The organism is Pseudomonas sp. SJZ103, assembly GCF_007828335.1.
Classification (GTDB): Bacteria; Pseudomonadota; Gammaproteobacteria; order Pseudomonadales; family Pseudomonadaceae; genus Aquipseudomonas.
In genome coordinates this window covers 835198-860890 of record NZ_VIUN01000001.1, presented here as the reverse complement: position 1 = coordinate 860890, position 25693 = coordinate 835198, and the positions used below count along the sequence as shown (strand labels likewise).

Here is a 25693-nt window from a genome sequence, read left to right as displayed (position 1 = left end):
TAAGCATCAATCATTGTTCGGATCTATACGGATGAATCGACTTACGATGACGTACGCAGAACTTAAGGCGCAGGATGCCTCCCCTTGAAAAAAACCACCAGTCTCGCCCTCGCTTGCTGCGCCGCCTTCCTCGCCCAAGTCGGCATTAGCAGCTATTTGCCCGCTGTACCGGTCATCGCCCAGTCCCTGCTCGCGGCCGAAGACCACGTCGCACTGGCCCTGGCGGTGTACCTGGTAGGAATGGCGCTGCCGATGTTGCTCTGGGGCAGCCTGGGGGAGCGTTTTGGCAGAAAGCCGGTACTGCTGGGGGCGCTGGCAGTATATGCCTTGGCAAGCGCAGCGATTCCATCGGCCTTTAACGTCGAATCTTTTTTGTCATTACGGCTGATTCAGGGTTTGGGGGCGGGCGGAGTCTCGGTTATGGCCAGATTGTTGGTGAGAGACAGTTTCAGCGGGGCGCTTTTGGCCAGGGGGTTGTCGTGGCTGGGGATGACGTTTGTAATCGCCCTAGGTATCGGCCAGTTCATGGGGTCGCTGTTGCAGGCGGCCTTCGGCTGGAAGGCAATTTTCTATGGGTTGGCAATAAGTGCTGTCACGTTGATTGCTGTGTTGCAAAGGGTGGTGTTTCCGTCAGTGATAAAGGCTGATTCGCCAGACTCAGCCTGGCGGATCTACGCCACGATTGTGCGGCATCCCCCCTTTCTACACGCAGCATTGGCCGGTGGGCTGGGCTATGGGGTGATCATTGCATTCAACACCTGTGCACCGCTGATACTGCAAGGGCGTTTCGAGTGGAGCGCGGCTCAGTACGGCTGGCTGGGGTGGCCGATCAGCGGGGCCTATCTGGCGGGGGCGTTTATGGTTAATCGCTTCGTGGCCCGCATGGGGCGGTTGACGATGATGAGCTGGGGCGTGGGACTGGCGTTAACGGGAGCGGCGCTGATGCTGTTGGGCAGTGTGTTTGCCAGCGAGATCGCACTGTTGTTGTGGCTGCCCTATTGCCTGGCGATATTTGGGCAATCGATGAGTTACCCCATCAGTTTGTCACTTGCTAATGATCAGTCGCCGGTCGGCGGTTCCTATGCCATAGCCTTGAGCGGCTTTATGCATCAGTTGATGGCGGCGTTGATCGGCGGCGTAGCAAGCCTGCTGGTGAGTCAGCAGGCATGGCCATTGGCGCTCTTGTGCGTGGCGTTGGCTGGCGGCGCATTCACGTGTGCCGCCAGTTGCCGGACACATCAGAACGCGCTGCGAAAGATCTCCTCAATCTGACGCTGATCGGCACGCCGTGGGTTGGTCAGCCCACATGCGTCCTTCAATGCATTGGTAGCCAGCAGCGGAATGTCCTGCAACTTGGCGCCCAGTTCGCGCAGGCCGGCGGGGATTTCAACGTCCAGGGAGAGGCTGCGAATGGCGGCGATGGCGGCTTGGGCGCCCTCTTCGTCAGTGGTGCCCTTGGCGTCGACACCCATCGCGCGGCCGACGTCGCTCAAGCGCTTGGCACTGACGCTGGCGTTGAAGCTTTGCACATGGGGCAGCAGCACCGCGTTGCACACACCGTGAGGCAGGTCGTAGAGGCCGCCCAGTTGGTGGGCCATGGCATGCACGAAACCCAGGGACGCATTGTTGAACGCCATGCCCGCGAGGAACTGGGCATAGGCCATGTTTTCCCGCGCGACCTTGTCGCTGCCGTCGCGTACCGCCAGGCGCAGGTTGGCGCTGATCAGTTCGATGGCCTTGATCGCGCAGGCGTCGGTGATCGGGGTGGCCGCGGTGGACACGTAGGCTTCGATGGCGTGGGTGAGGGCGTCCATGCCGGTGGCGGCGGTGAGACCCTTGGGCATGCCGACCATCAGGCTCGGGTCGTTGACCGACAGCAGCGGCGTGACGTTGCGGTCGACGATGGCCATTTTCACGTGGCGGGTTTCGTCGGTGATGATGCAGAAACGGGTCATCTCGCTGGCGGTGCCGGCGGTGGTGTTGATCGCCACCAAGGGCATCTGCGGTTTGCTCGATTGGTCGACGCCCTCATAGTCGCCGATATGCCCACCGTTGGTGGCGCACAGGGCGATGCCCTTGGCACAGTCATGGGGCGAACCGCCGCCCAGGGACACCACGAAATCGCAGGCGCTCTGCTGCAGCAACGCCAGGCCTTTCTCGACGTTTTCCACATTGGGGTTGGGCTTGGCGCCGTCGTAGATCACTGAATCGATGTCCTGCATCGCCAGCTTCTCGGCGATCATGCTGGCCACGCCCGCCTTGGCCAGGCCGGCGTCGGTGACGATCAATGCTTTGCGAAAACCGTAGTTGCGAATGGCATTCATGGCTTCGTCGAGGCAGTCGGTGCCCATGATGTTGACGGGGGGAATGAAGAAGGTGCTGCTCATGGCGAATCCTCGGATGACGTTTATGCCTACAGCATCAACCTCACCTGCCTGCGGCACCTTGATCAGGATCAACACCCACTCGTGATAAAGTCGCCATCCAGCTGATTTCGAGTAGACCCGCCGCAATGAAGGATTTCCAGGATATTGACGCCCACCTTGAAGACTGGAGCGCCCTGCGCAGCAGCACCGCCTTCAGTGGGATTCTGATCGGCAATGGCGCGAGCCGCACGATTTGGGAAGACTTCGCCTACGACTCGCTGTTCGAAAACGCGCGCACCGTCGAAGAAAAACCCTTGGGCCAATCCGAACTCAGCGTGTTCGACGCCCTGCAAACCCGCAGCTTCGAGCACGCCCTGAGCGCGCTGAAGACCACCAGTCGGGTCAACAAGGCCCTGGCGGTCAGCTCGGCGGCGCCGCGCAATCGCTACTACGCGATCAAGGAAGCGCTGATCAATACCATCCACGCCGTGCACATTCCGTGGCGCCTGGTGCAGCAGTCGACGCTGGCGACGATCAACCGCGAACTGACGAACTACGCCAGCGTGTTCACCACCAATTACGACCTGCTCAACTATTGGGCGATCCTGCACACGCCGGGCATTGATGACCTGTTCCACAGCGCCGACTCAAGCTTCGACCTGCGCAACACCCACACCGATGCCACGCGCATCCTCTACCTGCACGGCGGCCTGCACCTGGTGCGCAACCTTGACGGCACCGCGCGCAAATTGCCAAGCACCGACAGCACCTTGCTCAGCAGCTTTGCGATCAACAACACGATCAAGACCCTGGACGATGTGCCGCTGTTTATCAACGAAGGCAAGGTGGAAGAGAAGCTCAAGACCATCCGCAGCTCGGATTACCTGTCGTTCTGCTATGAGCAGTTACTGACCCATGAGGGCGCGCTGTGCATCTTTGGCCATGACCTGGGGCCGCAGGATAAACACGTGGTGGATGCAATTCGCCAGGCTCGGCCGACCACCCTGGCGATCTCGGTATCGGGCCGCAGCGAGGGGTTTATTCGCCAGCAGAAGCGGCGGTATTCGGAATTGTTTGAGGGCAGCGGTGTGGCGTTGAAGTTTTTTGCGGCGCGTACGCATCCGCTGGGTGATCCAGCACTCTCAGTACCCGTGGAACGCTGATCAAGCTCCCTCCCACATTTTAAATCGAGTACATCCTTTACATAGAGACAAATAACAATGATTCTCGATAGTATTCACGACTTTTCCATGTCGTGCTTCGTCAAGAAGGATCTCCATGTCTCGTCCCAAGCCCGACCCGTCGTCGGCCGATGCCTTTCGCGGGTTCTATGCAGATATTCTGTATTTCCTGCGCAAACGCACGGACAACGCCAGCGACGCGGCGGACATGACCCAGGATGTCTTTACCCAGTGGCTGGACTACCGCGACCGGGCCAAGGTCGAGCAGCCACGGGCATTTCTGTTTCAGATGGCACGCAACCTGCTGCGTGATCACTGGCGCAAACAGAAGGTGCGGCACATCGTCCACCCAGATCAGGCCGACAGGGACGCGGAACCGGTCGCCGATGAGCAAAACGATCCCATGGCCGCCGCACAGCGCTTGCAACGCCTGGAACAGTTGAAAGAAGTCCTCGCCGAACTCTCGCCCCGCCGGCGAGAAGCCCTTATGCTGCACCGCTTCGAAGGCCTGAGCCAGGCGCAGATCGCCGAGCGCATGGGCATTTCGACGAGCATGGTGGAAAAGCACATCGCTTTTGCCCTGCTGCATTGCAAGCGACGCCTTCAAAACGACCCCGGCACGGAGCAGCCAGAATGAACCGCCTGAGCGACACCGATGACCTGGATATCGAAGCGAGAGATGCCATCGATGCCCAAGCCGCCAGCTGGTTTGCGCGCAACCATAACGACGCGGGCCGTGCCGACCGCAAGGCCTTTGCCGCCTGGCAGGCCACGCCCGCCCATGCCCGCGCCTATGCCGAATTCGAGCAGCTGTGGGCCGACCTGGCCCAGCTGCAGCAGCTGAACAAACCCGTGGCACTGCCCAAGCGCAAGCCGTCGGTGTGGCGCCCGGCCCTGGCCGTCGCCGCCGCCCTGCTATGCGCGGTATTGGCCAGCCATCTCGGCGCGCCCCGCGAGCTGTATCACAGCCAGGTGGCGGCCCATGCCAAGGGCATGCGCACCTTGAACCTGCCCGATGGCAGCACCCTGTATGTGAATGCCAACACGCGCCTGCGCGTGGATTTCAGCGCCCACCAGCGCATCGTGCACCTGGACAAGGGCCAGGTGTATATCGAGGTGGCGGCCGACAAAGAGCGGCCGCTGTTCGTACAGGCGGGCGAGGCGAATGTGCGGGTGGTCGGCACTGGCTTCGATGTGCGCCGCAGCCAACAGCAACTGGTGGTCAGTGTCGCCCACGGCCAGGTCGCTTTCGAGCCGTCCGCCAAAAGCCCCGTTTCCCTGCTCGGCGCCCAGCAACGCGCCATCTACAGCTACGCCAAGGGCACAATGCAGCAGCAAACCCTCACGGCCGAAGAAGTGGCCGACTGGCGCAGCGGGCATTTGTCGTTCCGCAACCGTGAACTGGCCAGCCTGATCGATGAACTGAGCCTGTATCGCCCGCAGGCACCGTTGCAGGTCAGTAACGCGGTGGCGCACCTGAAAGTCTCGGGCAATCTGGATGTGAATGATCCCGACGCCCTGCTCAACGCCCTGCCCGCCCTGTTGCCAGTGAAAACCGTGGTCTCGGCCGATGGCATCGTGCGGATTGAACCGAGTAAATAACCCCGAAAATCTTATTTGAGAATATTTTGCATTCGCAGGTGTGGTTTTTTTCATCTGCCCCGTCTTCCTCCGGTCTGCATCTGATCAGCACACCTTTTTGGCCATTTGGCCGCACCGGGGGATTTCATGTTTCGCGCGCCTTGCCACGCTTCGCACCTGTTTTTTCGACCGACCCTCATCGCCACCTGCCTGGCGTTCAGCCTCAGTGCCCAGGCCGAGTCACTCACGCTGCACTTGCCCGCCCAGGCGCTGGCCACGTCCCTGAGCCAGGTGGCGCAGCAGGCGAAGATCCAGCTGTTATTCGATGAGGCGCTGCTCAAGAACGTGCAGGCACCGGCGCTCAACGGCGACTTCACACCGGAAGCTGCGATTCGCAGCCTGCTCAAAAACGGCGAGTTCACCCTGATCAAGATCGGCAGCACGTATGTGGTAAAGCCCGAAGAGGCCAAGACCACCCAGAGCGGCGCGATCCAGCTGGACGCCCTGAGCGTGATCGGCACCGGTAACCAGGTCGACTCCAGCACCGTCGGCCGCTCAACCATGAACCAGGCGGATATTGATCGCTATCAGCCCAACAACATCCCCGCGCTGCTGCAGAACCTGCCCGGCGTGTTCATGGGCGGCTCGCCCAAACCCGGCGGCCAGACCATCAACATCCGCGGGATGGGCGAGGCCGAAGACGTGCCGATGTCGGTGGATGGCGCCACCAAAAGCGGCTTTGAGCGCTATCAGCAAGGCACGGTGTTTATCGAGCCCGAGCTGATCAAGAACGTCGAAGTGGAAAAAGGGCCGTACTCACCCTTCACCGGCAACGGTGGCTTCGGCGGCTCGATCATCATGGAAACCAAGGACGCCCCAGACCTGTTGGAAGAAGGCCGCAACGCCGGGGCCATGCTCAAATATGGCTACGCCAGCAACGACCACGAACAGGTCTACAGTTCGGCGGTGTATGGCCGTACCGATGATGGCCGCTTCGATGCGCTCGCCTACCTGACGCAACGCGATGGCGGTGACATGAAGCTGGCCGGCACTCCGCCCGATCCCGAAAACCGCTACCCGATCAACCCCAAGCGCTTGCCCAACAGCGCGCAGAATGTGGACGGCAAACTGTTCAAGTTCAACGCCCACCTCACTGACGAACACAGCGTGGGCCTGTCTTACTCGCGGTCCAACAGCCAGCGATGGACCCCGTTCTCAGCCAAAAGCTACCCGACCCCGCCGCTGCAATCCGCGATTGACCGCTATGGTTACGAAGGCGCCTTGAAACGCTTCCTCGCCAACCGTGAAACCATCGATACCACCTATTCGGGCAAGTACCTCTACCAGCCGCTGGACAACCCGCTGATCGACATGAAGCTCAGCTATTCGGTGTCCCATACCGACCAGACCGATGAGCGCGAGGCCGACGCTTCGTTCTCCCTGGCCACGGGTGGGCGCAAGATGGACACTGCCTACGGCGACAAGATTCTGGAACTGCGCAACATCAGCCTGTTCAGCACCGGCCCGCTGGAACACGCCGTGACCACTGGGGTGCAGGTGCGCAAGCACAAGCGTGAAACCGAAAGCTGGATGCCCGGCGCGACCTACAACACTGCCAAGTACAACTACGGGCACTTCCAGCCGTACTTCATGCCCCACGGCAAGGTCGATACCAATGCGTTCTATCTCCAGGACGCGGTGACCCTCGGCGACGTGACTATCACGCCGTCCCTGCGCTATGACCACGTACGTAATCGGGGCGAAGCCAACGATGCGCCGTACTACAGCAACCCGGACCCGAGCATCGGCCATGACTACAGCGACCGCACCTACACCGGTTGGTCCCCGCGCCTGGCCGCCTACTGGAACATCACGCCGGACGTGGCGATGTTTGCCAGCTGGAACAAGACCTGGCGCGCCCCGGTGATCGACGAGCAGTACGAAGTCCAGGGCGTCGGCAGCCGCACCTCCACCAGCCTCAACCTCGACCCGGAGCGCATCACCGCCATCACCGCAGGCAACATCACCAACTTCTCCAACCTCATCGGCCGTGGCGATAACCTGCAACTGCGTACGACGTTGTTCCACAACCGTATCGAGGACGAAATTTTCAAGGCGACTGGCATCGGCTGTGACCGTCAGAACACCGTAGTGGGGAGCATCGACAGCGTCTGCACAAGCGCCGACATGGCCGCCAAGACCAACTACCGCAACGTCGGCGGCATGACCATCAAGGGCTTCGAGCTTGAGGCTTACTACGACTCGACCTACCTGTTCGGCTCGGTTTCCTACTCCTACGCCACAGGCAAACGCGATAACCCCTACACCAACCCGTGGGCCACCGACATCCACGTCTGGGCCCGGGACATTCCACCGGCCAAATGGGTGGTGATGATGGGTAACAAAATCCCAAGCTGGGACGCACAGTTCGGATGGCAAGCGCAGTTCGTGCGCAAGACTGACCGCCTGCCCAGCGATAGATACTCAGGCGGCTTGAACAGCTCGGTGGGCGACACGTTCTACGACCAATACGCCAACGAGTCCTACGCCAGCATGGGCCTGTTCGCCAACTGGAAACCGCAGCAGGCCGGTCTTAAAGGCACCGAGGTCAACTTCACTGTCGACAACCTGCTCAACAACAACTACCGGCCCGCCCTCAGCGGCGACCGTGCCTACAGCCAAGGGCGCAACGCCAAGATCAGCATCACGCGCTTCTTCTGAAAACTGTACGGATGAATCGGCACCCAGCTGTAAGCCCGTAATCGACGAGGGTTGTGGCTAGATGGGCTTCCCTTGAAGCCCCTCTGGATTTCGGATCCCTCCCATGAGCTCGCGCGAAAACACCGGCATGGCCCTCGGCCTGCTGGGCGTCATCATCTTCAGCCTGACCCTGCCCTTCACCCGCATCGTGGTGCAGGAAATCCACCCGTTGCTCAACGGCCTGGGCCGTGCGTTGTTCGCGGCGGTGCCGGCGGCGGTGCTGTTGCTGTGGCGCCGTGAGCGCTGGCCGACCTGGCGGCAGGTGCGGGGTTTGTGCCTGGTAATTGCGGGGGTGATTCTGGGCTTCCCGGTGCTGTCGGCGTGGGCCATGCAAACCTTGCCGGCGTCCCATGGCGCGCTGGTCAACGGCCTGCAACCGCTGTGCGTGGCCCTGTATGCGGCGTGGCTGTCCCATGAGCGGCCGTCGAAAGCCTTCTGGGCCTGCGCGGCGTTGGGTAGTGCGCTGGTGTTGAGTTATGCGTTGATCACCGGCGCCGGCAGTATCCAGGCCGGCGACTTATTGATGCTCGGCGCGATAGCCGTCGGTGGCCTGGGCTATGCCGAAGGCGGCCGGTTGGCCAAGGAGATGGGCGGCTGGCAGGTGATCTGCTGGGCGCTGGTGCTGTCCACGCCGGTGTTGATCGGCCCGGTGTGGTACCTGGCGGCGCAGCACCAAGGCGCGATTTCCATGCGCACCTGGTGGGCGTTCGGCTATGTGTCGCTGTTCTCGCAGTTCCTGGGCTTCTTCGCCTGGTATGCCGGGCTGGCCATGGGCGGCATTGCGCGGGTCAGCCAGATTCAGCTGTTGCAGATCTTCTTCACCATCGCGTTTTCGGCGCTGTTCTTTGGTGAACATATCGAGCCGATTACCTGGGTGTTTGCCTGTGGGGTGATCGTCACGGTGATGCTCGGGCGCAAGACGGCGGTGCAGGCTGCGCCAGTCCCCTGTAGGAGCGAGCTTGCTCGCGAAGGTCGCTAACGATAACGCGGGAAACCTGAAAGCCTGCGGTGCTCTCAGGCTTTTCGCGAGCAGGCTCGCTCCTACAGTGGGCGTCGGTCAGATCAGGTAGCCATCCGCGCGCAGCAGGGTTTCCAGGCAGTGCTCAGTGATGTGATAGAACGCCTTCAGTTCCTGGATTTTCTCCAGCAACTGCGCGTTGTCCACCGGCTCCGCACGCTTGACCGCCAGGATCATCTTGTTCTTGTTGGTGTGCTCCAGGGAGATGAACTCGAACACCTTGGTCTCATAACCACAGGCTTCAAGGAACAACGCACGCAGGCTGTCGGTGACCATTTCCGCCTGCTGGCCCAGGTGCAGGCCGTATTGCAGCATCGGCTTAAGCAGCGCCGGGCTCTGGATCTGCAGGCGAATCTGCTTATGGCAGCACGGCGAGCACATGATGATCGACGCGCCGGAGCGGATGCCGGTGTGGATCGCGTAATCGGTGGCGATGTCGCAGGCATGCAGGGCGATCATCACGTCGAGTTCGCTGGGCGCCACGCTGCGTACGTCGCCGCACTTGAACACCAGCCCCGGGTGCTCCAGGCGAGCGGCGGCGGTGTTGCACAGCGTCACCATGTCTTCGCGCAGCTCAACGCCGGTGACTTCGCCTTCGGCCTTGAGGGTGTTGCGCAGGTAGTCGTGGATCGCAAACGTGAGGTAGCCCTTGCCCGAACCGAAATCGGCGACGCGCACCGGTTGGTCCAGCTTCAGCGGTGAGGAGGTCAGCGCATGGCTGAACACTTCGATGAACTTGTTGATCTGCTTCCACTTGCGTGACATCGACGGGATCAGCGCCTGCTTGGCGTCGGTCACGCCCAGGTCGGCGAGGAACGGCCGGCTCAGGTCCAGGAAGCGGTTCTTCTCACGGTTATGCTCGGCCGATGGCGCCTCACGCAGTTGTTGCGGCTTGCTCCTGAACAGCGAGCTTTTGTTCTTCTTGCTGTATTCCAACTGGGCTTCGTCGGTCAGCGACAGCAGGTGCGCGTTCTTGAACGACGCCGGCAGACACTCGGCAATCGCCGCCACGCCGTCGGCCAGCGGCAAGTTCTTGGTGATGTCGCGGGTCTTGTAGCGGTAGACAAAGGACAGGCACGGCTGCTCCTTGACCGTCACGGACTTGATGATCAGCCGCTGCAACTCGGCTTCGTCACCGACGTACTTGGCCAGCACCAGTTTGATAAAGGCGTTCTGCGCAAGGCTTGTGCTCAGCAGTTCGATGAACTGGGCGTGATGATCCGGCGCGGGGCTGGCAGGTTGAACGGTGACAGACATGAACAAAAACGCCTCGGGCAGGGAATGCCGGGCATTTTAGGGGGGATGAGGATTAAGGGCACGGGGTTATTTGATCAACGGTACTGCGCCTGACCTCTTGGGACCCAATGTGGGAGGGGGCAAGCCCCCTCCCACATTTGATCTCCAGTGTTGGATGTTCTATTCGAGTACGACCAGGCGGTTGGGAAGTTCATTACGTGTCTGAGTCACCGGCACATGCACCTTGAGCAACTCGCCACACGCCTCAATGCAGGCAATAAACCCAGCCAGCGTCTGCCCCTGTTTCACCTGCTGGGTAAACGCCTTGACGATCCCATCCCAATGACTGTCATCCAGGCGGCTGGAGATGCCGTCGTCCACCAGGATTTCCACATAACGCTCGGCCTCGCTGACAAAAATCAGCACCCCGGTGCTACCCAGGGTGTGGTGCAGGTTCTGCTCCAGGAACTGCCGGCGCGCCAGGTTGGATGCACGCCAATGGCGCACCGAGCGCGGGATCAGGCGGGTCGTCACCTTGGGCAGGCGAAACACCAGGCACAACACGATGAACGTCGCCCACTGCGCCAGCAGCAAGGTGTACATGGTCAGGTAGCCCGACAAGTAATGCACCACGCCCGGCACCACCAAGGCGATCAGGCTGGCCCACAGCAGGGGGATGTAGGCGTAGTCGTCGGCGCGGGCCGCCAGCACGGTGACCAGTTCGGCGTCGGTGGTTTTTTCGACCCGGGCAATCGCTTCGGCGACTTGGCGCTGCTCGTGTTCAGTCAGTAATGCCATGGTTGTAGTTGCTCTCTAATTATTGTCATTACCAGCCGCCCGACGCGCCGCCGCCGCCGAAGCCACCACCACCGCCTCGGAAACCGCCGCCACCTCCTCCGCCACCGCCGCCGCGTCCACTGCTGCTGAGGATCGCCAGCAGGATCGCGCCTACCGGCAGGCCCATGCGATTGCACAGCCACAACACGCCGATCAGCAGGATGAACAGCCCGATGGAAAAGCCGGGATTATCCTTGGCAAAGTTGGCATCCGCCACATGCGCCGGCACCGCCAGCGGTTCACCGCCAACCACCTGCACCATCGCCGCCACGCCGTCGCTGATGCCCTGGCTGAAATTACCGGCCTTGAACTTGGGGGCAATCACCTGGTTGATGATCACCCAGGACTGCGCATCGGTGAGCACACCTTCAAGGCCATAGCCGACTTCGATGCGCAACGTGCGCTCATCACGGGCGACGATCAGCAATGCGCCGTTGTCCTTGCCTTTCTGGCCGATGCCCCACTGGCGACCCAATTGGTAACCGTAGTCCTCGATGGGCACGCCCTGCAGGTCGGGCACCGTGACCACCACGATCTGGTCGCCACGGGTCTGTTCCAGCGCCTGCAACTGCTGGGTGATGTGTTCGCGCGTTGCCGGGTCGATCATCTGGGCGGTGTCTACCACCCGTCCGGTCAACGCCGGGAACGTCAGCGCTGCCTGGGCCACACCCACGCAGGCCAGCATCCATAGCGCCAGGCCTATCCGTAATAAACGCATCGACACCTCAGTGCAGCCTATTTGAACTTCACTTGCGGCGCTTTATCGGCATCGGCACTGGTGGCTTCAAAGGTGGCGCGGATCGGCAGATCGCTGTACATCACGCTGTGCCACAAGCGGCCAGGGAAAGTACGGATCTCGGTGTTGTACGCCTGTACGGCCTGGATGAAATCGCGACGGGCCACGGCGATGCGGTTTTCGGTGCCTTCAAGCTGGGATTGCAGGGCCAGAAAGTTCTGGTTGGCCTTCAGGTCCGGGTAGCGCTCGGACACCACCATCAAACGGCTGAGGGCACCGCTCAAACCGTCCTGGGCCTGCTGGAACTGCTTGAGTTTTTCCGGGTTATCGAGGGTGCTGGCATCCACCTGGATCGAGGTGGCCTTGGCCCGCGCCTCAATCACGGCGGTCAGGGTGTCTTGCTCATGGGCGGCGTAACCCTTGACCACTTCCACCAGGTTGGGAATCAGGTCGGCGCGGCGTTGGTACTGGTTCTGCACCTGGCCCCAGGCAGCCTTGGCCTGTTCGTCCAGGGTCGGAATGTTATTGATGCCGCAGCCGCTCAATACTGTGCTGATCAATAGCAAAGCCGCGGCCTTGAAGCCCCAGCGGTAATGTTGTGCTGCTTGCATGGTGTTTCTCCTGCCCAAACTTTATGGAATGTGACGACTAACCCTATAAACCGCGCGCTTGGGGCATAATCCGCCACCACTGGATTGCATCGAGCCAATCAGCTACAAAGATGCCCAGCGCGAAAAAGAGTTCAGAGTGTGCTGCATTTATCTGAACAACACCCGAACAACAATAGACGCTCCCCACATTTTGGCCGATCAGCCTAATCGCTGTGCAGTGAGCCGAAAAAGGATATTCATGAAGAAGCTGTGTTTGCTCGGCCTTGTTGCCACTCTGGCCACCCACCCCGTCTGGGCAGAAACAAAGCCTGCTGCGCTTAAAGACAAGGACGCCTTCGTCAGCGACCTGCTCAAGCAGATGACCCTTGATGAAAAGATCGGCCAATTGCGCCTGATCAGCATCGGCCCGGAAATGCCCCGTGAGCTGATCCGCAAGGAAATCGCCGCCGGCCGCATCGGTGGCACGTTCAACTCCATCACCCGCCCGGAAAACCGTCCGATGCAGGACGCGGCCATGCGCAGCCGGTTGAAGATCCCGATGTTCTTCGCCTATGACGTGATCCACGGCCACCGCACGATCTTCCCGATCAGCCTGGCCCTGGCCTCCAGCTGGGACATGGACGCCATCGGCCGCTCCGGGCGCATCGCCGCCCAGGAAGCCGCCGCCGACAGCCTCGACATCACCTTTGCGCCGATGGTCGACATCTCCCGCGACCCTCGCTGGGGTCGCACTTCCGAAGGTTTCGGTGAAGATACCTATCTGGTCTCGCGGATTGCCGAAGTGATGGTCAAGGCCTTCCAGGGCACCAGCCCCGCGAATGCCGACAGCCTCATGGCCAGCGTCAAGCACTTCGCCCTCTACGGCGCAGTGGAAGGCGGGCGTGACTACAACGTCGTCGACATGAGCCCGGTCAAGATGTACCAGGACTACCTGCCGCCGTACCACGCGGCGATTAAGGCCGGTTCCGGCGGTGTGATGGTGGCGCTGAACTCGATCAACGGCGTACCTGCCACCGCCAACACCTGGCTGATGAACGACCTGCTGCGCAGGGACTGGGGCTTCAAGGGCCTGACCGTGAGCGACCACGGGGCGATCTTCGAGCTGATCAAGCACGGCGTGGCCAAGGACGGGCGTGAAGCCGCCAAGTTGGCAATCAAGGCCGGTATCGACATGAGCATGAACGACTCGCTGTACGGCAAGGAACTGCCGGGGTTGCTCAAATCCGGCGAGATCGAACAGAGCGACATCGACAACGCCGTGCGTGAAGTGCTCGGCGCCAAGTACGACATGGGCCTGTTCAAGGACCCGTACCTGCGCATCGGCAAGGCCGAGGACGACCCGGCCGACACCTACGCCGACAGCCGCCTGCACCGTGCCGAGGCCCGTGATGTGGCGCGCCGCAGCCTGGTGTTGCTGAAAAACCAGAACAACACCCTGCCGCTGAAAAAATCCGCGACCATCGCACTCGTGGGCCCGCTGGCCAAGGCCCCGATCGACATGATGGGCAGTTGGGCGGCTGCCGGTAAGCCTGCGCAATCGGTGACCCTGCTCGACGGGTTGAATGCGGTGATCGGCGAGAAAGGCAAAATCATCTACGCCCGTGGCGCCAACATCACCAACGACAAGGCCGTGGTCGACTACCTCAACTTCCTCAACTTCGATGCCCCGGAAGTGGTGGATGACAAGCGCGCGCCGCAGGTGATGATCGACGAAGCGGTCAAGGCCGCCAAAGATGCCGACGTGGTGGTCGCCGCAGTGGGTGAATCCCGTGGCATGTCCCACGAATCTTCCAGCCGCACCGACCTGAACATCCCGCAAAGCCAGCGCGACCTGATCAAGGCCCTCAAGGCCACCGGCAAGCCGCTGGTATTGGTGCTGATGAACGGCCGTCCGCTGTCGATCCTGGAAGAGAACCAGCAGGCCGACGCCATCCTGGAAACCTGGTTCGCCGGTACCGAAGGCGGCAACGCCATTGCCGACGTGCTGTTCGGTGACTACAACCCGTCGGGCAAACTGCCGATCACCTTCCCACGCTCCGTGGGGCAGATTCCGACCTACTACAACCACCTGACCATCGGCCGGCCATTCACCCCGGGCAAGCCGGGCAACTACACCTCACAGTACTTCGATGACACCACCGGGCCGCTGTTCCCGTTTGGCTATGGCCTGAGCTACACCACGTTCAGCCTGTCGGACATGGCGCTGTCGTCCACCACCCTGAACAAGACCGGCAAGCTCGACGCCAGCGTCACGGTGCAGAACACCGGCAAGGTCGACGGCGAAACCGTGGTGCAACTGTATATCCAGGACGTGGCAGGTTCGATGATCCGTCCGATCAAGGAACTGAAGAACTTCCAGAAAGTCATGCTCAAGGCTGGCGAAGAGCGCACCTTGCACTTCACCATCACCGAGGAAGACTTGAAGTTCTACAACACCCAGCTCAAGTTTGCGGCCGAACCGGGTGAGTTCAATGTGCAGATCGGCCTGGACTCCCAGGACGTACAGCAGCAGACCTTCGAACTGCTCTAACGCCTGACGCGGTCAAAAAATGAGGGAGGGGCAAGCCCCCTCCCGCATTTGATCTCAGTGTTCTTGCTAGCCGCGTCGATCCAGCAGGTTCACCACCAACCGATCAATCCAACCCCACACTCGCTGCTTCACCCGCCGCCACAATGGCCGCGCCTTCCACGCTTCCAGGCTGACCACCTGGCTCTGGGCAAAATCCGCGGTAAAACTCGCCGCCACCGCCTGCGTCAGCTCAGGGTCCAACGCTTCAAGGTTGGCTTCCAGGTTGAAACGCAGATTCCAGTGATCGAAATTGCACGAGCCTATGCTCACCCAGTCGTCCACCAGCACCATCTTCAGGTGCAAAAAGCACGGCTGGTACTCATATATCTGCACGCCTGAGCGCAGCAAGCGTGGGTAATAACGATGCCCTGCGTAGCGTACGGACGGGTGATCGGTGCGCGGGCCGGTGAGCAGCAGGCGCACATCCACCCCGCGCCCTGCTGCCCGACGCAACGCGCGGCGTACGCCCCAAGTGGGCAGGAAGTACGGCGTGGCGAACCAGATACGTTGCTGGCTGCTGTTCAGCGCGCGGATCAGCGATTGCAAGATGTCGCGGTGCTGTCGGGCATCAGCGTAGGCCACTCGGCCCAGGCCTGGCCCCGTCGCCGGCACCTTGGGCAACCGCGGCAGACCGAAATGGGTGGCGGGCTTCCACGCACGGCGCGCGACATTGGCGTGCCATTGCCGCTCGAACAGCGCTTGCCAGTCCAGCACCAGCGGGCCGCTGATCTGCACCATTACTTCATGCCAGTCGGCGGTGTCTTGCCCCGGCGTCCAGAACTCATCGGTGACGCCCGTGCCGCCGACCACGGCAGTTTCCTGGTCGATCAGCAACAGCTTGCGGTGGTCGCGGTACAGGTTGCGCATCCAGCGGCGCCAGCTCAGGCGATTGTAGAAACGCAGCTCCACACCGGCATCCGTCAGGCGTTTACGCAGCCCGAGAGTAAAGGCCAGGCTGCCGTAATCATCAAACAGACAACGCACCCGCACGCCGCGCTCGGCCGCGAGCACCAATGCTTGCACCATGGCTTCGGCGCAGGCTCCGGCCTCCACCAGGTACAACTCCAACTCCACTTGCCGCTCGGCCCGGGCAATGCCCACCAGCATCTGCGGAAAAAACTGCGGGCCGTCGATCAACAACTCGAAACGGTTGGCGCTGCGCCACGGGAACACTGCGCCGCTCATGTCAGCGCGCCGTAAAAATCAGCACCGCACCCACCGGTACCGACAAACTGATCGACTTGAGCCCGGCCGCTTTGCGCAACACCGCCACCCCCGGCGCCAGGTCGAAATCCTCGGCATGCAACACCACCGGTTCCAAGGTCACCACCTGGAAACGCCGGTCATCCAGGCGCGTGGCCAACAACTCGGCGCTGTAGGTCTGGGTCTTGCCGTGCAGGGTGACGCTCAGGGGCAAGCGCAGTTCCAGTTGCGCGCCGGGGGCCAGGTCATTGATCGGTTGCAGATTGATCTGTGCGCTGATCAGCGCTTCGGGGAAGGTCTTGATCTCGAACAGCTGATTGCGCATGCGCTCGTCACGCAGCGGAATGCCGCTGTTGACCGACTCCAGTTCCACTTCCAATTGCGCCGCGCCCTTGCTGTCGACCTTGCCATGCAGCACCAGGAAGCGATGGACTTCAGCGATCTCGGTATTTTTGGTGGTGACGAACGACAGGCGTGAGGATTCGTTATCCAGATACCAGTCGGCGTGGGCGGGTACGGCGGCAGCGACCAGCAGGGCAAAGGCCAGGGGTTTGATTAAAGACGCGTTGAACATTAAGGACTCGTAGGGCGAAAAACCTGCACGAACCTTAAGCGCAATGTCACGAACGGCGCAAATCCAATGTGGGAGCTGGCTTGCGCGGTGTCAGGGATTCAGACGACAGCCCTGCCGCTCCCCCAACCACCGCGCGCTGTGCGTACGCCCCAACCCGCTCGCCGTCACTTCACTGCGCTCCGGGTTGTCGCTGAACGCACTCGTGGGCACGTACTGCTTCACATAACCCCGGCAATAGTCGGCTGGATTGTTCGCCACATAGCGGCACGAGCAATACTCCTTGGCGGTATAGGCCGCGATGATGTCGGGGAAGGCTTGCAGGTTGACGCGCTCGTGCCAAACCCAGCCCGACAGGGCGAGCAACAGCACCAGAAAAAGGCTGGTAAACGGCCGACGACGAATCATGGTTGCACCGCCGCAAGCACGCGTTTGAGCAGTTCGTTGTGGCGGTAACTGCCGTCGCGATCATCGCCATAACGCACGATGACCAGATGTTCGTCGGGCATCACGTACAGCGCCTGGCCCCAATGACCGAGGGCGGCGAAGGTGTCGGTGGGGGCATCGGGCCAGGGTCTTGGAGCGCCTTGGTTGAGCCACCATTGGCCACCGGGGACGGCTTCGTCCTGGCCTGCGGCGTATTTGTCGAAGGGTTGGCGGTTGAAAGCGACCCAATCTTTGGGCAGCAATTGTTGATTCCCCCAGCGCCCGTCGCGAGCCATCAGCAGGCCGACTCGCGCCAGGTCACGTGCGGTGAGGTAAGCGTAGGACGAGGCGACGAAGGTTTCGTCGGCATCGGTTTCCCAGGTGGCGTTGTGAATGCCCAGCGGTTTGAACAGCGCGTCCCAGGGGTAACTCATGTAGGCCTTGTGGCCGAGCATGCCCTTGAGCGCGGCGGACAGGATATTGCTGTCGCCGCTGGAATAACGAAAGGCCTGGCCCGGTGCACTGAAGGATTCGGTGTTGGCGGCGAACTCGGCCATATCGGCGCGACCACGGGTGTAGAGCATCGCAACCACCGAGGACTTCAGCGGCGCGTATTCATAGTCTTCCTGCCAGTCCAGGCCCGAGGCCCAGTGCAGCAGGTCGGCCATGGTCACCTTGGGGTGCTGTTTCATCGGCGGGTAAAAACGCGACACCGGGTCGGTCAATTTGAAGCGGTTGTCGCCGTAGGCTACACCCAAGACGGTGGCCATCAGGCTTTTGCTGATGGACCAGGTCAGGTGCGGCGTGCTGGCCGTGGTCGGCGCGGCGTAGCGTTCATAGACAACCACGCCGTCGCGGATCACCAGCAGCGCATCGGTGCGAATGCCTTGGCGGGTGGTGTCATCACGCGGGGGAAAAGCGTAGGCGTCAAGGGCGTCGACAGCGGGGCCGGCGAGCGGCGTACCCTTGGCCCACTCCTTGTCAGGCCAGGTTTCAGCGCAGGCGGTAACGGTGACGAACAGCAGGGCAACGCACAGCAGGCCTCTGACCATGGACACACACTCAACGGAGCATTCAAGCCCGCGAGCCTAGCCGAGGGCGATGACAGATTTGCTACAGGGAGGCTGTCATCCAAGCGTCACCATAACTTCATGGAGATGACACCGAGCCTACATAGCCTGAGTTTGGACAAACAAGTCGACCGGCCGGAACGTGGCTGGCACTCGGAGATTCGCCATGACTCAGATCGCCCGCATCAGCGACACCGGCAATGAACGCCGTCTGCAAGCCGAACGCCTGGTTGGCGCACAAGCGTTGCAGGAAGCCCAGGCCCTGCGGTTCAACGTGTTCAGCGGCGAGTTCAACGCCAAGCTGAAAGGCGCGGAACATGGCCTGGACATGGATGACTATGATGTTCACTGCAGCCACATCGGCGTGCGGGACTTGAACAGCGGTCGACTCGTCGCCACCACCCGTTTGCTCGATCACCAGGCCGCCAGCACCCTGGGCCGGTTCTACAGCGAAGAAGAATTCAGCCTGCATGGCCTGCTGCATCTGCAGGGCCCGATCCTGGAAATCGGCCGCACCTGCGTCGACCCGGCCTACCGCAACGGCGGCACCATCGCCGTGTTGTGGGGCGAGCTGGCCGAAGTGCTCAACCAGGGCGGCTACAGCTACTTGATGGGCTGCGCGAGCATCCCGATGCACGACGGCGGCATCCAGGCCCACGCGATCATGCAGCGCCTGCGCGAACGCTACCTGTGCAATGAACACCTGCGCGCCGAGCCGAAAAAACCGTTGCCGGCGCTGGACCTGCCGACCAACGTAATCGCCGAGATGCCACCGCTGCTCAAGGCCTATATGCGCCTGGGTGCGAAGATCTGCGGCGAGCCGTGCTGGGATGAAGATTTCCAGGTGGCAGACGTGTTCATCCTGCTTAAGCGCGATGAGCTATGCCCGCGCTATGCACGCCACTTCAAGGCGGCCATGTGATGAGCCGCCTGCGCGTGTACGGGCGCATTGCCCGCGTACTGGTGGTAGTGGCGCTGGGCTTGAGCATGGCCAGTGTGTTCGGCGTATTCGAACGGTTGGGCGTGGCCAACTCGATGGTGCGCCGCCAGCGCTGGTCGCGGTTCTTCATGGCGCGGCTGACCAACGCCCTGCCCTTTCGCGTGACCGTGCACGGCGAGGTACCGCAAACGCCGATGCTGTGGGTGAGCAACCACGTGTCCTGGACCGATATTCCGTTGCTGGGCGCAGTGGCGCCGATGTCGTTTTTGTCCAAGGCCGAAGTGCGCACCTGGCCGGTGGCCGGCTGGTTGGCGGCAAAGGCCGGTAGCTTGTTTATCCGTCGCGGTTCGGGTGACAGCCAGCTGATCCGCAAGCAGATGACCCGCCATCTGGAACAACAGCACCCGCTGCTGATGTTCCCCGAAGGCACCACCACCGACGGCCGCAGCCTGCGCACCTTCCACGGGCGCTTGCTGGCCAGTGCGATTGACGCGGATGTGTCGCTGCAACCAGTGGCCATCCGTTATCTGCGCGATGGGCAGATCGACCCGCTGGCACCGTTTATTGGCGATGACGATTTGCTCTCGCACCTGATGCGCCTGTTCGGCAATGACCAGGGCGATGTGGAAATCCATGTGCTCAAGCCGATTGCCTGCGCCGGGCAGGAACGTGCGGCGCTGGCGTTCCAGGCGCAGCAGGCGGTGCAGAAGGCGTTGTTTGGGCCGGTGCCGGAGACTGAACAAGTGCATGCTCGACCGGCTTTCGCAGCCTGAGATGTGAACACAGTTCAAATGTGGGAGGGGGCTTGCTCCCGATAGCAGTGGATCAGCCAGCATCAGTGGTGGCTGGCACACCGTAATCGGGAGCAAGCCCCCTCCCACATTTAGCTTTGTGTTGTCAGGTGGTTATGCGCGAAGGCTTGCAGTTCGGGGTAGAAGATCCGGAAGTCTTCACTCAACGGTTCATACAACTCACGCAATTCCTGCATCGCACACCCTAATTCCTGGGGTTGTGTCAGCCGCCGCGAAATCCCGCGCAACACCGGCTCCATCACCGCAAACTCGCGGTACGACCCCAACCAATCATCCGCGGCCATAGACGGCGCAATCTGCGCCAGCCGTCCCGGTAACTGCGGTTCGGCAGCCAATACGCGGTACACCTGCGAGGTGAAGTGCTCCAGGGGCTGGTCGGCGTACAGCCCCCAATCCCGCGCCAGGCAGTGATCGAAGAACACATCGAGGACAATCCCGGCATAGCGCCGGCGAGTCAGGCTGAAGCGCGACAACGCCTCCCCCACCAACGGGTGGCTGTCGGTGAAGCGATCGATCGAGCGATGCAACTGGATCGCCGATTCGATTTGCGGGCTGAACTGGCCCTGCAGGCGGCCTTTGACGAAGTCGCCATAGAGGCTGCCCAGCAGTTGCGCAGGAAGTTGGCCGCCCAGGTGCAGATGTGCGAGATAATTCATGCCGCGCAGTTTAGCACTGCCATCAACGTATCGTTATAACCCGATATACCGATTTAGCCTGATATCAGAGCAAAATCATATTTGTATATCGGGATATAACGATTTAAAGTTCGCCTCATCGCGATATAACGCTTTACGACACCGAGCACCTGCCATGTCCATCGACCTCGACGAAATAATAAAAGCCCTGGCACACCCAGTACGACGAGACATCCTCACCTGGCTGAAAGACCCGAAAGTGCAGTTCCCCGAGCAAGTGCACAACCACGAATATGGCATCTGCGCCGGGCAAATCGACCAGCGCTGCGGCTTGTCCCAGTCGACCGTGTCGGCCCACCTGGCCACTTTGCAACGTGCGGGACTGATCAGCAGCCAGAAGGCCGGGCAGTGGCACTTTTTCAAGCGCGATGAGGAAGTGATCCAAGCCTTCCTCGCGGCGCTTACCACTGAACTCAGCGCTGAAATCAGCGCGCCGTTGTAACAAGGAAACGATAATGCCCCTCTCGCTACTCATACTGGCCCTGAGCGCCTTCGCCATCGGCACCACCGAGTTCGTGATCATGGGTTTGTTGCCCGATGTGGCGGCAGACCTCGGCGTGTCGATTCCCGGCGCCGGCTGGCTGGTCACCGGCTATGCCCTGGGCGTGGCCATCGGTGCACCGTTCATGGCACTGGCCACCGCCAAGCTGCCACGCAAGGCGGCCCTGGTAGCGTTGATGGGTATCTTCATTATCGGCAACCTGCTCTGCGCCCTGGCCAGTGACTACAACGTGCTGATGTTTGCCCGTGTGATCACCGCGCTGTGCCACGGTGCGTTCTTCGGCATCGGTTCGGTGGTCGCCGCCAACCTGGTGCCGGCCAACAAGCGCGCTTCAGCCGTGGCCCTGATGTTCACCGGTTTGACCCTGGCCAACGTGCTCGGTGTGCCGCTGGGCACCGCGCTGGGCCAGGAAGCCGGCTGGCGCTCGACCTTCTGGGCGGTGACGGTGATTGGTGTGGTAGCGCTGATCGGCCTGATCCGCTTCCTGCCGGCCAAGCGTGACGAAGAAAAACTCGACATGCGCGCCGAGCTGGCCGCCCTCAAGGGTGCCGGTATCTGGTTGTCGCTGAGCATGACCGCGCTGTTCGCCGCGTCCATGTTCACCCTCTTCACTTATGTTGCGCCGCTGCTCGGCGATGTCACTGGCGTCTCGCCCAAAGGCGTGACCTGGACCCTGCTGCTGATCGGCCTGGGCCTCACCGTGGGCAATATCATCGGCGGCAAGCTGGCGGACAAACGCCTAGCGACCACCCTGATCGGCGTGTTTATCAGCATGGCGGTGGTGTCCACCGCGCTGACCTGGACCAGCGTCGCCGTGATCCCGACCGAAATCACCCTGTTCCTGTGGGCCACCGCCTCGTTTGCCGCCGTACCGGCGCTGCAGATCAACGTGGTGACCTTCGGCAAGGCCGCACCGAACCTGGTGTCCACCCTGAATATCGGCGCCTTCAACATCGGCAACGCCCTCGGCGCCTGGGTGGGCGGCAGCGTGATTGCCCACGGTTTCGGCCTGACCAACGTGCCTCTGGCGGCAGCCGCCCTGGCGATCCTGGCGCTGCTGGTGACCCTGATTACTTTCCGTCAGGGCGGCGATGCCGACCTGGCCCCTGCGACCAACTGATCAACTTCAAAGAGAAGGGTGTTTTCCCATGACGACTATTTTCGATCCGATCAAACTGGGCGACCTGGAATTGTCGAACCGCATCATCATGGCGCCGCTGACCCGCTGCCGCGCCGATGCCGGCCGCGTACCCAACGCGCTGATGGCCGAGTACTACGTGCAACGTGCTTCCGCCGGGCTGATCCTCAGCGAAGCCACCTCGGTGACACCGCTGGGCGTGGGCTACCCGGACACGCCGGGCATCTGGTCCAATGACCAGGTGCGCGGCTGGGCCAACGTCACCAAGGCCATTCACGGCGCGGGGGGCAAGATCTTCCTGCAACTGTGGCATGTAGGGCGGATCTCCCATGAGTCCTACCTGAACGGCGAAACCCCGGTGGCGCCGAGCGCGATCCAACCCAAGGGCCACGTCAGCCTGGTGCGCCCATTGGCCGACTACCCGACGCCGCGCGCCCTGGAAACCGCTGAAATCGCCGACATCGTCGACGCTTACCGCACCGGTGCCGAGAATGCCAAGGCCGCCGGCTTTGATGGCGTGGAGATCCACGGCGCCAACGGCTACCTGCTCGACCAGTTCCTGCAAAGCAGCACCAATAAGCGCACCGACAACTATGGGGGTTCCCTGGAAAACCGTGCACGCCTGCTGTTGGAAGTGACCGATGCGGCCATCGAAGTCTGGGGCCCTGGCCGTGTGGGTGTGCATTTGGCACCGCGCGCCGACTCCCACGACATGGGCGACGACAACCTGGCCGAAACTTTCACCTACGTCGCCAGCGAACTGGGCAAGCGTGGCATAGCGTTCATTTGCTCCCGTGAAAAGGAAGGGGCGGACAGCCTCGGCCCCCAATTGAAAAAAGCCTTCGGCGGCGTGTACATCGCCAACGAACGCTTCACTAAGGACAGTGCCAATGCGTGGCTGGCGGCTGGCAAGGCGGATGCGGTGGCCTTCGGCGTACCGTTCATTGCCAACCCGGACCTGCCGGCGCGCCTGAAGACCGATGCGCCGCTGAACGAAGCACACCCGGAAACCTTCTACGGCAAGGGCCCAGTGGGTTACATCGACTACCCGACCCTGCCGCTGTAATCGGCCGAAACCTGAAACCAAATGTGGGAGAGGGCTTGCCCCCGATGGCGGTGCGTCAGTCACAGTATGTGTTGACTGAACCACTGCCATCGGGGGCTAGCCCCCTCCCACATTGTTGGCTGCGTGCAGGTTCTGGCTACATTGCTTCACAGAACCGCAACAAAATCCCTACAAAATACTTAGGCGGCTACCTATCAACCGCCCGCCAGCCCGTATATAAAGTCACCCCACCAATCAGGCAGAAGGACGATTGACTGTCCTTGGGCTTTACTGTTGACACACACTGATGCAATTACGCATTTTGTCTTAATTGCGCAGGCTGGGGCTCCAGCGCAGCATGTCCAGCCCTGCATCCACCCAGCGTTCGGCTTCCTGATGTAACTGGAAGCTGTCGGGTACCAACAGCCACTGGCCAATCAGGCCGTTGATGTAGGCATGGATGCACACCGCGCCACGGGTAGTGTCGAGATTTTCCGGAAGTTGCCCGCGATGGACTGCGTTACGCAGTGTCAGGCCGATACGCAGGTTGCATTCCAGGCTGTGGGTCTGGCGCTGCCGGCGCATGTCGCACATTTCATCGGTGAATTCGCACTTATGGAACAGGATCTCATTGATGCGCCGGGTTTTCGGGTCCAGGGCCACTTGATGGAACAGATGAATCAGCAGCTTGCGCATACAGCCCAGCGGGTCGATTTCGTCCTCGCTTTCGCTGGCCCTGGCCAACTCGTCCAATGGCTCATGCAAGGTGTCGAGCAACGCCTGCAACAGATCGGATTTATTGCTGAAGTGCCAGTAAATGGCGCCCCGCGTCACACCGGCCAACGCGGCGATGTCCGCCAGCGTAGTCCGCGCAACGCCGCGCTCATAGAAGGCTTGCTCGGCAGCATCGAGAATCTGGCTGCGCGTTTCCTGAGCTTCCTCTTTGGTGCGACGAACCATGGCAGTAAAACCTCAATCAGGGCAACAGGGACTGACGTTAACGCAGAGTTAACAAGCGCTAACGATCATCTGAATAATTGTGGGACGGCACCGTCATGGGCGCCGAACGTACTAAAATCGAGGCTTTTGACGATGCTTTGTCAGCATTGCGCAAAACCTGTCAAGAGTTTACAAACAACCATGAACGTAAGTATATTGCGTAGCAAGCTACTTATCCACTCACGGCTTGTTTTTTACCCTTCCACCCTTCTTGTGCGCACCCTGCGCGCCTGACCCGAGGATCTTCATGCAACTTAAGCCAGCTGTTACCGCTCTGGTCACTGCCGTCGCCCTGGCATCGCTGCTCAGCGGATGTAAAAAGGAAGAAGCGGCTCCGCCCGCTCAAGCCCCTCAGGTCGGCGTGGTCACCATTCAACCGCAAGCCTATACCCTGACGTCCGAGCTGCCAGGCCGCACCACCGCCTACCGCATCGCGGAAGTTCGCCCACAGGTCAACGGCATCATTCTCAAGCGCCTGTTCAAGGAAGGCGCGGATGTGAAAGAAGGCCAGCAGCTCTATCAGATCGACCCGTCGGTCTATGACGCCACGCTGAAAAGCGCACAAGCCAGCCTGACCCAGACCAAGTCCATCTCCGACCGCTACAAGCAGTTGGTCGATGAGCAAGCCGTCAGCCGCCAGGAATACGACACCGCCGTGGCCAACCGCATGACTGCGGAAGCAAACGTTCAAACCGCCCAGATCAACGTGCGCTACACCAAAGTGTTCGCGCCGATCTCCGGGCGTATCGGCCGCTCTTCGGTGACCGAAGGCGCGCTGGTCAGCAATGGCCAGGCCGATGCCATGGCCGTGATCCAGCAACTGGACCCGATCTACGTCGACGTCACGCAGTCTTCGGCTGAAATGCTGAAACTGCGCCGCGACCTGGAAAGCGGCCAACTGGAAAAAGCCGGCGCCAATGCCGCCAAGGTCAAGCTGACCCTGGAAGACGGCAGCGACTACGGCCACGACGGCAAGCTGGAATTCTCCGAAGTCTCGGTCGACCAGACCACCGGTTCCGTGACCCTGCGCGCCGTGTTCCCCAACCCTGACCACACCCTGCTGCCGGGCATGTTCGTACACGCCCAGCTGCAAGCCGGGGTGAACAGCAAGGCCATCCTCGCACCACAGCAAGGCGTGACCCGCGACCTCAAGGGCATCCCGACGGCACTGGTGGTCAACGCCGACAACAAGGTCGAGCAGCGTGTACTGGTGGCCAACCGCACCGCCGGCGCCTACTGGCTGGTTGAAAAAGGCCTGAACGCCGGTGACCGCGTGATCACCGAAGGCTTGCAATACGTCAAGCCGGGTGTGGAGGTCAAGGTCAAGGAGGCTGACAACGCCAAGCCCGCCGGTTCCGCCGCTGCTCCTGCTGCCGCGCCTGGCCAGGGGGAGTAAT

24 protein-coding genes and 1 pseudogene are annotated in these 25693 nt (G+C 61.4%); 14 read left to right on the top strand and 11 right to left on the bottom strand.

Annotation, left to right across the window (positions count from 1 at the left end; genetic code table 11):
- The first annotated feature begins 84 nt into the window (after window positions 1-84).
- Window positions 85-1272 (top strand): MFS transporter, encoded by a 1188-nt coding sequence (locus FBY10_RS04070; protein ID WP_145334945.1) that lies wholly within the window; start codon window positions 85-87, stop codon window positions 1270-1272.
- Here the strand turns inward: FBY10_RS04070 and yiaY are convergent.
- On the bottom strand, window positions 1239-2387 hold the full coding sequence (gene yiaY, locus FBY10_RS04065) for an L-threonine dehydrogenase (protein ID WP_131697153.1): 1149 nt from the start codon (window positions 2385-2387) through the stop codon (window positions 1239-1241). The two genes, FBY10_RS04070 and yiaY, sit on opposite strands and share 34 nt — an antisense overlap.
- A 125-nt stretch (window positions 2388-2512) precedes the next feature.
- Between yiaY and FBY10_RS04060 the strand changes: the two genes are divergently transcribed.
- The 6 genes and pseudogenes from FBY10_RS04060 to FBY10_RS32100 all read left to right on the top strand — a co-directional run.
- Window positions 2513-3529 (top strand): DUF4917 family protein, encoded by a 1017-nt coding sequence (locus tag FBY10_RS04060; RefSeq protein ID WP_145334947.1) that lies wholly within the window; start codon window positions 2513-2515, stop codon window positions 3527-3529.
- A gap of 115 nt (window positions 3530-3644) precedes the next feature.
- Window positions 3645-4184, top strand: coding sequence for an RNA polymerase sigma factor (locus FBY10_RS04055; protein ID WP_131697155.1), 540 nt, complete (start codon window positions 3645-3647; stop codon window positions 4182-4184).
- Entirely contained in the window at window positions 4181-5149 is a 969-nt protein-coding gene (locus FBY10_RS04050) for a FecR domain-containing protein (protein WP_145334949.1), read from the top strand. Before FBY10_RS04055 ends, FBY10_RS04050 begins: the two co-directional genes overlap by 4 nt.
- Before the next feature lie 126 nt (window positions 5150-5275).
- The gene (locus FBY10_RS04045) at window positions 5276-7849 is read left to right on the top strand and encodes a TonB-dependent receptor (RefSeq protein ID WP_145334951.1); all 2574 of its coding nucleotides are present in this window, start codon (window positions 5276-5278) and stop codon (window positions 7847-7849) included.
- Between the two features lie 103 nt (window positions 7850-7952).
- Window positions 7953-8867 carry a DMT family transporter gene (locus FBY10_RS04040; RefSeq protein WP_145334953.1) on the top strand — a complete coding sequence of 305 codons (915 nt, stop codon included), beginning with the start codon at window positions 7953-7955 and terminating at the stop codon, window positions 8865-8867.
- Window positions 8821-8937: pseudogene (locus tag FBY10_RS32100) on the top strand (outer membrane lipoprotein carrier protein LolA); the annotation flags it as partial. The gene FBY10_RS04040 and the pseudogene FBY10_RS32100, both read left to right, overlap by 47 nt.
- 8 nt (window positions 8938-8945) lie before the next feature.
- Here FBY10_RS32100 and FBY10_RS04035 read toward each other — a convergent pair.
- From FBY10_RS04035 to FBY10_RS04020, 4 genes are all read right to left on the bottom strand, one after another.
- Complete coding sequence (locus FBY10_RS04035) at window positions 8946-10163, bottom strand: SAM-dependent methyltransferase (protein ID WP_145334955.1); 1218 nt, start codon at window positions 10161-10163, stop codon at window positions 8946-8948.
- 159 nt (window positions 10164-10322) lie between these two features.
- On the bottom strand, window positions 10323-10940 hold the full coding sequence (locus FBY10_RS04030) for a TPM domain-containing protein (RefSeq protein ID WP_131697160.1): 618 nt from the start codon (window positions 10938-10940) through the stop codon (window positions 10323-10325).
- 28 nt (window positions 10941-10968) lie between these two features.
- The gene (locus FBY10_RS32005; RefSeq protein WP_145334957.1) at window positions 10969-11697 is read right to left on the bottom strand and encodes a YgcG family protein; all 729 of its coding nucleotides are present in this window, start codon (window positions 11695-11697) and stop codon (window positions 10969-10971) included.
- Window positions 11698-11714: 17 nt separating this feature from the next.
- A complete protein-coding gene (locus FBY10_RS04020; RefSeq protein ID WP_131697162.1) occupies window positions 11715-12326 on the bottom strand; it encodes a LemA family protein in 612 nt (203 codons plus the stop codon).
- Window positions 12327-12564: 238 nt separating this feature from the next.
- Between FBY10_RS04020 and bglX the strand changes: the two genes are divergently transcribed.
- On the top strand, window positions 12565-14856 hold the full coding sequence (bglX, locus tag FBY10_RS04015; protein WP_131697163.1) for a beta-glucosidase BglX: 2292 nt from the start codon (window positions 12565-12567) through the stop codon (window positions 14854-14856).
- A 66-nt stretch (window positions 14857-14922) separates the two neighbouring features.
- Here bglX and FBY10_RS04010 read toward each other — a convergent pair whose 3' ends face one another.
- The 4 genes from FBY10_RS04010 to FBY10_RS03995 all read right to left on the bottom strand — a co-directional run bounded on the left by FBY10_RS04010 (window position 14923) and on the right by FBY10_RS03995 (window position 18147).
- Complete coding sequence (locus FBY10_RS04010) at window positions 14923-16080, bottom strand: phosphatidylserine/phosphatidylglycerophosphate/cardiolipin synthase family protein (RefSeq protein WP_131697164.1); 1158 nt, start codon at window positions 16078-16080, stop codon at window positions 14923-14925.
- A 1-nt stretch (window position 16081) separates the two neighbouring features.
- Window positions 16082-16672, bottom strand: coding sequence for a YceI family protein (locus FBY10_RS04005; protein WP_145334959.1), 591 nt, complete (start codon window positions 16670-16672; stop codon window positions 16082-16084).
- 90 nt (window positions 16673-16762) lie between these two features.
- A complete protein-coding gene (locus tag FBY10_RS04000; RefSeq protein ID WP_131697166.1) occupies window positions 16763-17077 on the bottom strand; it encodes an amidase in 315 nt (104 codons plus the stop codon).
- Window positions 17074-18147, bottom strand: a complete 1074-nt coding sequence (locus FBY10_RS03995) for a serine hydrolase (RefSeq protein ID WP_131697167.1) — start codon at window positions 18145-18147, stop codon at window positions 17074-17076. Before FBY10_RS03995 ends, FBY10_RS04000 begins: the two co-directional genes overlap by 4 nt.
- Before the next feature lie 184 nt (window positions 18148-18331).
- On the opposite strand from FBY10_RS03995, the gene olsB reads away from it, so the two are divergent.
- Together olsB and FBY10_RS03985 are read left to right on the top strand one after the other, a co-directional pair.
- Complete coding sequence (gene olsB, locus FBY10_RS03990; RefSeq protein WP_145334961.1) at window positions 18332-19087, top strand: L-ornithine N(alpha)-acyltransferase; 756 nt, start codon at window positions 18332-18334, stop codon at window positions 19085-19087.
- A complete protein-coding gene (locus FBY10_RS03985; protein ID WP_131697169.1) occupies window positions 19087-19878 on the top strand; it encodes a lysophospholipid acyltransferase family protein in 792 nt (263 codons plus the stop codon). The genes olsB and FBY10_RS03985 overlap by 1 nt, the downstream gene beginning before the upstream one ends.
- Before the next feature lie 110 nt (window positions 19879-19988).
- On the opposite strand, the gene FBY10_RS03980 is transcribed toward FBY10_RS03985, so the two are convergent.
- Window positions 19989-20573: an ACP phosphodiesterase gene (locus FBY10_RS03980; RefSeq protein ID WP_145334962.1), complete on the bottom strand. Its 585-nt coding sequence runs from the start codon at window positions 20571-20573 to the stop codon at window positions 19989-19991.
- 154 nt (window positions 20574-20727) lie between these two features.
- On the opposite strand from FBY10_RS03980, the gene FBY10_RS03975 reads away from it, so the two are divergent.
- From FBY10_RS03975 to FBY10_RS03965, 3 genes are read left to right on the top strand one after another with little or no spacing between them, the layout of a single operon-like run.
- On the top strand, window positions 20728-21054 hold the full coding sequence (locus FBY10_RS03975) for a helix-turn-helix transcriptional regulator (RefSeq protein WP_131697171.1): 327 nt from the start codon (window positions 20728-20730) through the stop codon (window positions 21052-21054).
- 13 nt (window positions 21055-21067) lie between these two features.
- Entirely contained in the window at window positions 21068-22234 is a 1167-nt protein-coding gene (locus tag FBY10_RS03970; protein ID WP_131697172.1) for an MFS transporter, read from the top strand.
- A 28-nt stretch (window positions 22235-22262) separates the two neighbouring features.
- Window positions 22263-23318, top strand: coding sequence for an alkene reductase (locus FBY10_RS03965; protein ID WP_131697173.1), 1056 nt, complete (start codon window positions 22263-22265; stop codon window positions 23316-23318).
- A gap of 306 nt (window positions 23319-23624) precedes the next feature.
- On the opposite strand, the gene FBY10_RS03960 is transcribed toward FBY10_RS03965, so the two are convergent.
- Complete coding sequence (locus FBY10_RS03960; protein WP_090408288.1) at window positions 23625-24257, bottom strand: TetR family transcriptional regulator; 633 nt, start codon at window positions 24255-24257, stop codon at window positions 23625-23627.
- 286 nt (window positions 24258-24543) lie between these two features.
- Between FBY10_RS03960 and FBY10_RS03955 the strand changes: the two genes are divergently transcribed.
- On the top strand, window positions 24544-25692 hold the full coding sequence (locus FBY10_RS03955) for an efflux RND transporter periplasmic adaptor subunit (protein WP_131697174.1): 1149 nt from the start codon (window positions 24544-24546) through the stop codon (window positions 25690-25692).
- Window position 25693 lies beyond the last annotated feature (1 nt).